Annotated in this window: 5 protein-coding genes, 15 tRNA genes and 1 rRNA gene; 2 read left to right on the top strand and 19 right to left on the bottom strand. The window is 48.1% G+C overall.

Annotation, left to right across the window (positions count from 1 at the left end; genetic code table 11):
* Positions 1-92: 92 nt before the first annotated feature.
* A complete protein-coding gene (locus tag ACAN54_RS28330; RefSeq protein ID WP_379163737.1) occupies positions 93-1,022 on the bottom strand; it encodes a stalk domain-containing protein in 930 nt (309 codons plus the stop codon).
* Between the two features lie 365 nt (positions 1,023-1,387).
* On the opposite strand from ACAN54_RS28330, the gene glgP reads away from it, so the two are divergent.
* Positions 1,388-3,004, top strand: a complete 1,617-nt coding sequence (gene glgP / locus ACAN54_RS28335; RefSeq protein ID WP_379163740.1) for an alpha-glucan family phosphorylase — start codon at positions 1,388-1,390, stop codon at positions 3,002-3,004.
* A 162-nt stretch (positions 3,005-3,166) separates the two neighbouring features.
* Here the strand turns inward: glgP and ACAN54_RS28340 are convergent, their stop codons facing one another.
* A complete protein-coding gene (locus ACAN54_RS28340) occupies positions 3,167-4,408 on the bottom strand; it encodes a GGDEF domain-containing protein (protein WP_379163743.1) in 1,242 nt (413 codons plus the stop codon).
* 218 nt (positions 4,409-4,626) lie between these two features.
* On the opposite strand from ACAN54_RS28340, the gene katA reads away from it, so the two are divergent.
* Positions 4,627-6,084 (top strand): catalase KatA, encoded by a 1,458-nt coding sequence (gene katA / locus ACAN54_RS28345; protein ID WP_379163746.1) that lies wholly within the window; start codon positions 4,627-4,629, stop codon positions 6,082-6,084.
* Between the two features lie 148 nt (positions 6,085-6,232).
* Here the strand turns inward: katA and ACAN54_RS28350 are convergent, their stop codons facing one another.
* From ACAN54_RS28350 to rrf, 17 genes are all read right to left on the bottom strand, one after another.
* Entirely contained in the window at positions 6,233-7,186 is a 954-nt protein-coding gene (locus tag ACAN54_RS28350) for a helix-turn-helix transcriptional regulator (RefSeq protein WP_379163749.1), read from the bottom strand.
* A 166-nt stretch (positions 7,187-7,352) separates the two neighbouring features.
* Positions 7,353-7,423 (bottom strand) — tRNA-Gly (locus ACAN54_RS28355).
* 12 nt (positions 7,424-7,435) lie between these two features.
* A tRNA-Pro gene (locus ACAN54_RS28360) sits at positions 7,436-7,509 on the bottom strand.
* Positions 7,510-7,536: 27 nt separating this feature from the next.
* Positions 7,537-7,613 (bottom strand) — tRNA-Arg (locus ACAN54_RS28365).
* Between the two features lie 10 nt (positions 7,614-7,623).
* A tRNA-Gly gene (locus ACAN54_RS28370) sits at positions 7,624-7,698 on the bottom strand.
* 7 nt (positions 7,699-7,705) lie between these two features.
* Positions 7,706-7,789 (bottom strand) — tRNA-Leu (locus ACAN54_RS28375).
* Positions 7,790-7,806: 17 nt separating this feature from the next.
* Positions 7,807-7,882 (bottom strand) — tRNA-Lys (locus ACAN54_RS28380).
* A 40-nt stretch (positions 7,883-7,922) separates the two neighbouring features.
* Positions 7,923-7,997 (bottom strand) — tRNA-Gln (locus ACAN54_RS28385).
* A gap of 97 nt (positions 7,998-8,094) precedes the next feature.
* Positions 8,095-8,172, bottom strand: a tRNA-Asp gene (locus tag ACAN54_RS28390).
* A gap of 4 nt (positions 8,173-8,176) precedes the next feature.
* Positions 8,177-8,253, bottom strand: a tRNA-Met gene (locus ACAN54_RS28395).
* A 30-nt stretch (positions 8,254-8,283) separates the two neighbouring features.
* Positions 8,284-8,359, bottom strand: a tRNA-Val gene (locus tag ACAN54_RS28400).
* Positions 8,360-8,386: 27 nt separating this feature from the next.
* Positions 8,387-8,461, bottom strand: a tRNA-Glu gene (locus tag ACAN54_RS28405).
* A gap of 46 nt (positions 8,462-8,507) precedes the next feature.
* Positions 8,508-8,597: transfer RNA gene (locus tag ACAN54_RS28410), tRNA-Ser, on the bottom strand.
* A 49-nt stretch (positions 8,598-8,646) separates the two neighbouring features.
* Positions 8,647-8,736, bottom strand: a tRNA-Ser gene (locus ACAN54_RS28415).
* 4 nt (positions 8,737-8,740) lie between these two features.
* Positions 8,741-8,816, bottom strand: a tRNA-Asn gene (locus ACAN54_RS28420).
* A gap of 3 nt (positions 8,817-8,819) precedes the next feature.
* Positions 8,820-8,896: transfer RNA gene (locus tag ACAN54_RS28425), tRNA-Ile, on the bottom strand.
* Positions 8,897-8,951: 55 nt separating this feature from the next.
* Positions 8,952-9,033, bottom strand: a 5S ribosomal RNA gene (gene rrf, locus ACAN54_RS28430); the annotation flags it as partial.

Raw genomic sequence — 9,033 nt, forward strand, 5'->3', positions numbered from 1 at the left:
GACACAGCAGTGATTGCCGTGTCTTCTCCTTCATACGAGCTTACTCTATTGTGAAAAAGTACTGCGATACAGCCCGGTGCTCCTGAAGACTACTACTCTTCGTAGATGACAACCGATTGGGATTCCGGCTCCCATTTCACAGTAGCTCTCAAAGCTTCACTGACAAACCGGGCAGGTACAACTGTGTTGCCCTTCACGATAGTCGGCGCAACCTGAAGAGTGACAGCCTGACCGTTGACATAAGCCGTCTTTTTATCAATATACAGCTTCACCGTAATCCCGTCGCGGGTCATGGTAACCGAGCGCTCTTTACCATTCCAGACCACTTCAGCCTGCAAGGATTCAGCAATCGCTTTGAATGGTACCAATGTGCTGCCGGCTGTAACAATCGGAGCAACACCAGAGGTGGACTCTTCGCCGTTAACGTAGAGCTTCACTCCTTTTTTGCCGGTTTGCGCATATAGCTTGCCAAGCTTCTTATATGAGTTCAGATCTTTTACGTTAGCCAGAATCGCTTCTTTCTGAACGTATACTGCATCGGTTACACTGCCTTTTTCGTTCAGCATTTCCGCTAGCGCCGACAACGCTGCATCCTTATCTTGAATGGCCTCTAGCTCAGCCTTCATTTCTGGTGTCAGTTCAGTATTATATTTGGTCAACAGAAGCTCCGCGATCACTGCCCCTGCCGGCTTGTCCTTCACGTTTTCGATAGCATTCAGAAGACCTTTGTAACCATTGTGACCCTTATTTCCATATGTAGCATATGTAACTGTAGTAACGGTTTCTTTATCCTTGCCTTTGTTAGTCTCTTTACCTTTGTTAGTCTCTTTACCTTTATCCTTGTCTTTATCCTTGTCTTTGTCTTTGTCTGTTGGCGCTGGTCCATTAGCAGGTACCGCAGTTGTAGCTTCTGCTTTACCGTTACCCTTACCATTATTGTTTGCGGGCTTGGCTTGTACCGCTCCTGACATCATGCTGATGGCCAGAAAGCAGCTTGCAAGGATACTGAAGATTTTTTTCATGTGTTCGGTTCCCCCTTAGGTTGTAATAATTCTTTATTTATTTCGGCTGCCGATCCTCATTTTATGAGTGAAAAAAAGTTTTTAGGATAAACAGCTCGGGCCGAAGATTGCAACGCTACCCTAGTCCTAGCTAACCGGACCTACTTCAAGGGGGCATCCAAGTTATAAGGATAATTATTCCTTTCATCGGAGCATGTATTTTTTCTAAACTTCAGTATGTTTTTTTTCTGCAAATGTGCTAGAATAAGTGTGCAATCGCTTCCACGAAAAGTTTTTTTTGCCCGTTTGGGCAAACGTTTGCACCTTAGATTAAGCCTGCAGTAACGCCAGTTTTTAATCTACTATGTATTTAGGAGGCTTATCAAGTGAACCAGAATCCATTACCGTCAGTAGCTTATTTCAGCATGGAGTACGGGCTGCACTCCGACTTCAAAATGTACGCCGGTGGCCTGGGCATTCTAGCCGGGGACTATATCAAGGGTGCCAAGGATATCGACGCTCCGATTATCCCCATTGGCCTGAAATGGAAGCAGGGCTACACGGACCAGAAGATTGACGCTAACGGCAATCCTTACGACTCCTACCACAATTACGTCTATGATTTCCTGGAGGATACAGGCGTGAAGGTCACCGTTAAGGTCCGCAAGATCGATGTAGTCTGCAAGGTTTGGAAAACCGATCATTTCGGCAACAATCCCCTGTATCTGCTGGATACGGATATTCCCGAGAATGGCGATGCCTGGATTACGGGCCAGCTGTACGGCTGGTTTGGGGAAGAGCGGATCGCGCAGGAAATTGTCCTCGGGATAGGCGGGGTAAAAGCCATGCGTGCGCTGCAGATTCCGATTGACGTCTACCATTTCAACGAGGGGCATGCGGCGCTCGCAGCCATCGAACTGATCCGTGAAAAAATGTCCGGCGGCAGCACCTTTGAAGAAGCCTGGAAAGCTACCCGGGAAGAGGTTGTGTTCACTACACATACACCGATTAAGGAAGGCAATGAGACACATCCGCTGGATCGTCTGGAGTATATGAGCGCTTTTAACGGCTTGACCCGTGATCAGATGGAGCGCATCGGCGGCGATCCGTTCAATATGACGGTAGCTGGCCTTCGTCTGTCGCGTATCTCCAATGCTGTGGCTCAGCTTCATGCCGATACCGCGAATAAAATGTGGAAGGAAGTCGCCGGCCGTTCGGAGATCATCGGCATCACCAATGCTATTCATACACCGACTTGGGTCGATGAACGTATGATCCAGGCCTATGAAGAAGACAGCGATCTATGGGCAACACACAAAGAAATCAAAGACGAGCTGATCACCTTTATTGAAGAACGCTCCGGTATTTCACTGAACGCGGACAATCTGCTGATCGGCTTCTCCCGACGGGCTGCCCCTTATAAACGCAGCGACCTGATTTTCTCCCAGCCCGAGATTATCGAGCCTTACCTGGAGAGCGGCCGCATCCAAATCGTATTCTCCGGCAAAGCCCATCCGCTGGATGACAACGGCAAGAAGATTGTCAGCAACCTCGTGTCGATGATGAAGAAGTATCCGAAAAGTGTCGTCTTCCTCGAAAATTACGATATGACGATCGGTGCGATGCTTACACGTGGTTCGGACATTTGGCTTAACAATCCGCGGCGTCCGCTGGAAGCCAGCGGCACCTCCGGCATGAAGGCCGCGATGAACGGAGTCCTGAACTGTTCCATCCTTGACGGCTGGTGGCCGGAAGCCTGCATCGACGGCGAGAATGGCTGGCAGATTGGTGATGGCTTCGAGACGGACGATTTTGCTGTGCTTGACCAGCATGACAGCGATGCCCTCTACGATACTCTCCTGAACCGCGTCCTCCCAACCTTCTATGAGGATAAGGAGAAGTGGGTACAGATGATGCGTAAGAGCATCGAGACTACCCGTACCGAATTCGCGAGCAAACGGATGCTTGAGGAATATTACAACCGGATGTATATCAAAGGTTAACAGGTTGGTTATGTAACTGTCCCGCCTCCAGCTTCTGTGCTGCAGGCGGGATTTTTTATAGTTTCTCCCCCAGGGTCTATCTGCTTAATATTCCTGAAAGTAATGTATCGTATCGCTACTTGGAACCTTATGTTCTTCCAGGAACAACAAAGCTGTTTATACTTACATGCTGGTGCTTGCGGTAGATACTCTGTTGCGGCCGCTCGTTTTTGCCAAATATAACCCCTGATCTGCAAGCTCCATTAGTCCCGCAATCTCCTCCGGATTCGTCACCTCACCTGTGGCGGCGCCAATACTCACCGTAATATAGGAGCTGACTCCGGAATAATCATGATGAATGGACATCTGCTGAACACGCACACGGATTCTTTCACTAAGCTCCATTGCCCCGTTCACTCCGGTATCAAAAGCTGCAACTACGAACTCCTCCCCCCCAAGCCGGGCTGCAAACTGCAGTTCCCCCTCCATTTCCGACTGGATCACCTGAGCCACTTCTTTAATAATCCGATCCCCTTCAGCATGCCCGTAGTTATCGTTGAAAGCTTTGAAATAATCAATATCAATCATTAGCAGGGCAACCCTCTTACCTGCTTCTTCGTCTAAGCGTAACTGCTGCTGCATTCTTTGGTCGAAGGCACGGCGGTTCGGAATTTCCGTAAGCGCATCAATGAGTGATAACCTTTGCAGTTCTCCGTTGGCCCGTGCTAACTCCTGATATACTTTTTCATTTCTTGTAATCTGTTCCTCCAGCTTCCGGTGGCTGCCTCTTAACAGAATTTGGTTATAATGATTGCTGCAATAGTTCACATACAGAATCCTTGACGCCACCCAAGTGAAGAAAAGAAACAACGTCAGATTCACATAATGCCCAATCAGCACGTTCAGTGACAGTTGAAAAAAGGGAAGCCCAATATACAGCAGCCCCGCTGACACTCCATACAGCCTCAGCATCACCTTGTTATCGAAATAAAAAATGACGGATATACATACCAGATTGATTACAAAAGCCATCACTTGCCCATAGAGCCACTGATCCGACAATGTTACGACGCAACCCCACAGCACAAAAATATACGTATATAACGTGAACAGCTTCTCATACAGGCGATGATTTCCCTTTAGCGACTTGGCTTCTCTCTCATAGGCGGCCGCCCCCAGCAGAAAGGCTACATTCAATCCGATCATGAAGACATACATTGCAAAATAGAAGCTGAAATGAAAGCTCTCGTGTACTTTGGTAATGGAAGCTGTCAGGTCAATCGCGGCCAAAACCGATTCAATGCCTATGAAAATCTTGGCAAACAGCTTGCCTCTGGAAACATTCTCACTAAACCTATGTATACGCAGCTCCCGGCACTCCTCGTCCGTCATCGTGAACGGCAGCCTAATCAGTCGATCCAGCATGTTGTATCCTCCTAGTCGCTTTAACTCCATGAAAATCTAACAGAATCATTATCGTTCATTCTTTACCCATAGCACAACAGAAAAAGGTAGATTTCCCCGCTCATTTCTTCAGCTTATTTAAAATAATTATAATTTAGGATTGATATTATTTTTTCTTTTGATATTATAGTATTTATACTTAATCTAATACCAAATCCTAATTCGAGGTGGAATTGTTCATGAATGAGAACCATAATAAACTTACAACAAGCTGGGGTGCCCCTGTAGGGGATAACCAGAATTCTATGACTGCCGGTACCCGTGGACCTACACTGCTGCAGGATGTGCATTTGCTGGAAAAGCTGGCGCATTTCAACCGGGAGCGCGTACCCGAACGTGTGGTTCATGCCAAAGGAGCCGGTGCCCATGGTTATTTTGAAGTCACTCAGGACTTGTCCAAATATACCAAGGCGGCTTTTTTGTCAGAGATAGGAAAACGTACGCCGACGTTTATCCGCTTCTCGACAGTAGCCGGAGAACTAGGGTCTTCAGATACCGTACGTGATCCGCGTGGTTTCGCCGTGAAATTTTATACAGAAGAAGGCAATTACGATCTGGTCGGCAATAATACGCCCGTCTTTTTTATCCGTGACGCAATCAAATTTCCGGACTTCATCCATACCCAGAAACGCCATCCGCAGACCCATCTCAAAAACCCCAATGCCGTCTGGGACTTCTGGTCCCTTTCCCCGGAGTCGCTGCATCAAGTTACGATTCTGATGTCCGACCGTGGCATCCCGGCAACACTTCGTCATATGCACGGCTTTGGGAGCCACACCTTCAAATGGGTAAATGCCGAAGGAACCGCAGTGTGGGTTAAATACCACTTCAAAACAGAGCAGGGCGTAAAGAATCTAGATGTGAACCTGGCTGCGCAAATCGCCGGTGAAAACCCGGATTATCATACAGAGGATTTGTTCAATGCGATTGATACAGGAGATTTCCCTGCCTGGAGACTGCATGTTCAGATTATGCCTGTAGAAGATGCGGATACGTACCGTTTTGATCCCTTCGATGTCACCAAAGTATGGTCGCAAAAAGATTATCCGCTCATTGAAGTCGGCCGCATGGTATTGGACCGTAATCCCGAGAATTATTTTGCGGAAGTGGAGCAGGCTACCTTTTCTCCTGGCTCGTTTGTCACCGGGATTGAGGCTTCCCCTGATAAAATGCTGCAGGGCCGTCTCTTCGCCTACGGCGATGCCCACCGCTACCGTGTAGGTGCGAACCATAACCAGCTGCCGATCAACCGGCCTGTTGCCGAAGTGAACAATAACCAGCGTGACGGTGCCATGATTCACGGCAATAACGGCGGCGGTTCGGTCTACTATGAGCCGAACAGCTTTGGTGGCGCGGCAGAATCACCAAAGCATCGGCCGGCAGCCTTTGAAGTGACCGGAAAAGCCGACAGTGTACCCTATAATCAGGACGATCACTACACCCAGCCAGGTGACCTCTACCGTTTGTTGGGTGAAGAAGAACGTGCCCGTCTCATCCAAAATATTGTAGGCGCCATGACCCCAGTTGATAAAGATGAGATCAAGCTCCGCCAGATTGGGCACTTCTACAAGGCAGACCCCGAATTTGGCCAGCGCGTAGCTGAAGGCTTGGGACTGACTGTCCCACAGGGCGAGTAAGACCGCCTCCTTCAGCATGAATAAACCCCGGCCATGAGGCCGGGGTTATTTTAACAATTGAATTATTCAAAGAATGCTATACATGCTCTTCGGGGCAACACCGTTTCCAAGGTGAATTCTACTCAATAATTTCTGTCAGCATCGCAGCTCACTTTTGATAAAGCTCCATCCACTGGGTAAGCTGCACTTTCAGCCCTTCTCTGGCCGAGGCCGGCTCCAGAATCTCTGCGTGTGGTCCATATTGCAGAATCCATTTGGTAAATTCCTTTTCATTATTGACAGTCACTTCAAACAGAAGACTGCCGTCCTGCATATCGCTCATCCATGGATGAACAAAGAGCTCTTCTTCTTTTATGTATCGGGCAATTTCAGCATGAAAACGCACCTTGAACTTAATACTTTTATGTCCACGGTTAATGGACCAGGTATTCTTCAGATATTTTTTTATATTAAAATCACCTTTATCAAAGCCCTTATCGGTCACCTCTACCTCCTGAAAACGGCTGATACGGAACGTTCGGATAGCCTCCTTAAGATGACAGTAGCCGATCAGATAAAAACGCTGATCCCGCGGAATCAAGTAATATGGATCAATCTCACGCTGAGTAACAGCATTGCGCGACTGGGAATGATAGATAGCCCGAATGCTGCGCTGCTCCACAATCGCTCCGATTATCGGCTGCAGGAAGTTTCGGCTTTCTTTGCGGTAAGCAGGTTTGCCCATTTGAATAATATCGGCTATGTTCTCAAGTATTCCATTGGATTTGGATTTTTCCTTCAGATGGGTGCCCATGACCTTATCATAGGCTGTATGGAAACCTGGAGGGATTTTATCCGGATTCAAGATTGAAGGTAATAGTGAAAAAGCCACTGCTTCCTGCTCGGAGAAATCAAGCGGATACAAAAAAAACTTCCCCATAAACCTATAGCCCGTACCTCTGCCCTCGTTGGTTACAGGTGCAAAATGGCTAATCATCTCTAAATCCCTGTAAATGGTTCTTAGGTTGACATCACATCTTATCGCCAGATCCGAGGCTGTAACCCCGGGATTGGACTGAATGGCGTTGATGATTTTGAAGATCCGAATTACTTTGTCAGTCATTGATATAAGCCCCTTAATTTCATGGTATTCATACTATTGTGCTCGCCATCATAATAATATCAGTTCTCTTCACTTCAGACTGCGTGTAAAAACACAACAAGGTGAAAAACAAGTTGAAAAACAGAAAAAAACCCTTGCTTCACAAGGGTTTAATCGTTAACAATTAAGCGGGTGATGGGAATCGAACCCACGCTATCAGCTTGGAAGGCTGAAGTTCTACCATTGAACTACACCCGCATAGGTGTAAAATCGGGATGACACGATTTGAACATGCGACCCCCTGGTCCCAAACCAGGTGCTCTACCAAGCTGAGCTACATCCCGTTAATAGAATGATATTGAAAGTATAAATGGCGCGCCCTGAGAGATTCGAACTCCCGGCCTTTTGATTCGTAGTCAAACGCTCTATCCAGCTGAGCTAAGGGCGCAAAATCTATATGGAGCGGACGACGGGAATCGAACCCGCGACCCTCGCCTTGGCAAGGCGATGCTCTACCGCTGAGCCACGTCCGCAAAAACATGGTGCGCGTGAAGGGACTTGAACCCCCACGTCGTAAAACGCCAGATCCTAAGTCTGGTGCGTCTGCCATTCCGCCACACGCGCACACTTTAGAAGAAAAATGGTGAGCCATGAAGGACTCGAACCTTCGACACCCTGATTAAAAGTCAGGTGCTCTACCAACTGAGCTAATGGCTCTCAATACAATGAATCTTAACTTCACCTTGTGGTGTGAAGATGGCTGGGGATATAGGAATCGAACCTATGAATGACGGAGTCAAAGTCCGTTGCCTTACCGCTTGGCTAATCCCCAATATTATAATTAGCAAAATCACGGAATCGGGTGGATACTCTATACTTCGAGATATAGGATTCTCAATCCCTGATACCTTACCTTGCTGCCATGATAATGGCGGAACCGACGGGATTCGAACCCGCGATCTCCTGCGTGACAGGCAGGCATGTTAGGCCAACTACACCACGGTTCCAAATTGGTTGCGGGGGCAGGATTTGAACCTGCGGCCTTCGGGTTATGAGCCCGACGAGCTACCGGGCTGCTCCACCCCGCGTCAGTAAAAATAATATTCTTGTAAAAAATATGGTGGAGGCTGAGGGGTTCGAACCCCCGACCCTCTGCTTGTAAGGCAGATGCTCTCCCAGCTGAGCTAAGCCTCCATAAGTAAATCATTCAAAAAAATAAATTGGTGACTCGTATGGGATTCGAACCCATGTTACCTCCGTGAAAGGGAGGTGTCTTAACCCCTTGACCAACGAGCCATACTGTGTAAATTAATTCTCATCCCTTTTCAGGGAGGTATTGCTACGGAGAGAGAGGGATTCGAACCCTCGAGACGCTTATGGCGCCTACACGATTTCCAATCGTGCTCCTTCGGCCAAACTCGGACACCTCTCCATAANACTGTGTAAATTAATTCTCATCCCTTTTCAGGGAGGTATTGCTACGGAGAGAGAGGGATTCGAACCCTCGAGACGCTTATGGCGCCTACACGATTTCCAATCGTGCTCCTTCGGCCAAACTCGGACACCTCTCCATAATGGCTCCCCGAACAGGACTCGAACCTGTGACAACTCGATTAACAGTCGAGTGCTCTACCAACTGAGCTATCAGGGAAAATGGTGGGCCTTAGTGGACTCGAACCACCGACCTCACCCTTATCAGGGGTGCGCTCTAACCAGCTGAGCTAAAGGCCCTTTTATCGCATGTAATTGTTATGGGCAAAAAAAATACCACAGAGTGTGGTTGTCCGCTTGGCGGCGTCCTACTCTCCCAGGACCCTTCGGTCCAAGTACCATCGGCGCTGGAGGGCTTAACGGTCGTGTTCGGGATG

Source organism: Paenibacillus diazotrophicus, assembly GCF_042610465.1.

Coding starts and splice junctions, on each gene's coding strand:
- ACAN54_RS28330 (WP_379163737.1), bottom strand. CDS start 1,022: ATGAAAAAAATCTTCAGTATCCTTGCAAGCTGCTTTCTGGCCATCAGC.
- katA (WP_379163746.1), top strand. CDS start 4,627: ATGAATGAGAACCATAATAAACTTACAACAAGCTGGGGTGCCCCTGTA.
- ACAN54_RS28350 (WP_379163749.1), bottom strand. CDS start 7,186: ATGACTGACAAAGTAATTCGGATCTTCAAAATCATCAACGCCATTCAG.
- ACAN54_RS28340 (WP_379163743.1), bottom strand. CDS start 4,408: ATGCTGGATCGACTGATTAGGCTGCCGTTCACGATGACGGACGAGGAG.